The sequence below is a fragment of the Rhodococcus sp. T2V genome (assembly GCF_029269925.1).
Classification (GTDB): domain Bacteria; phylum Actinomycetota; class Actinomycetes; order Mycobacteriales; family Mycobacteriaceae; genus Rhodococcus_F; species Rhodococcus_F koreensis.
This window is the reverse complement of sequence record NZ_JARJBD010000320.1, coordinates 1-976: the sequence shown is the minus strand read 5'-3', so window position 1 is coordinate 976 and position 976 is coordinate 1. Positions and strand designations below refer to the sequence as shown.

Below are 976 nucleotides of genomic sequence, written 5' to 3'. Positions count from 1 at the left end.
CGCAGACGTTCAAGATTGCATCGATCCCCGCCGACGGCGTCGGCACGGAGGTCGTCGCTGCCGGACGACGCGTGCTCGACGTCCTCGCAGAACAGTCCGGTGGGCGTTTCGCCTTCGAGTGGGAAGAGTTCCCCTGGGGCTGCGGGTACTACGAGCAGACCGGGAAGATGATGGCCGACGACGGCCTCGACACCCTGAAGGCCTTCGACGCCATCTACTTCGGAGCGGTCGGCTGGGAGAACGTCCCCGACCACATCAGCCTCTGGGGGCTGCGGCTCAACATCACCCAGAACTTCGACCAGTGGGCGAACGTGCGACCGGTGAAGTTCCTCCCCGGCGTGCAGTCCCCGCTGCGCAAGGCGGACGACACCGAACTCGACTGGGTCGTCGTCCGGGAGAACAGCGAAGGCGAATACGCCGGCCTCGGCGGACGTAACCTCAGCGGCCGCGGACCGGGCAACGAGGTCGCACTGCAGACCGCGCTGTTCACCGAGAAGGGATGCGAGCGCATCATGCGCTTCGCGTTCGACCTGGCCCGCACCCGCACGGTGAAGAAGGTCTCCAGTGTCACCAAGTCCAACGCCCAGCAGTACGGCATGGTCCTGTGGGACGACGTCTTCAAGCGCGTTTCCCTCGACTACCCGGACGTCGCGACCGAAAGCGTCCTCGTCGACGCGATGAGCGCGAAGTTCATCCTGCACCCGGAGGACCTGTCCGTGGTGGTGGCGTCGAACCTCAACGCGGACATCCTCTCCGACCTCGGCTCCGCGCTCGCGGGAAGCCTCGGGGTTGCGGCGAGCGCGAACCTCAACCCGGAGCGCCGCTTCCCCAGCATGTTCGAACCCGTCCACGGTTCCGCCCCCGACATCGCGGGCCAGGGCATCAGCAACCCGATCGGCGCGATCGCCAGCGCCGCCCTGATGCTCGACCACTTCGGCCTGCACGACGAGGCCCGCCGCGTCGAAGCCGCCATCGA

Annotated in this window: 1 protein-coding gene; it reads left to right on the top strand. The window is 67.2% G+C overall.

The genetic code is table 11. From position 1 onward, the window contains the following. A partial coding sequence (locus P3H15_RS54130) for a tartrate dehydrogenase (RefSeq protein ID WP_276144845.1) occupies window positions 1–976 on the top strand: 976 nt, incomplete at both ends.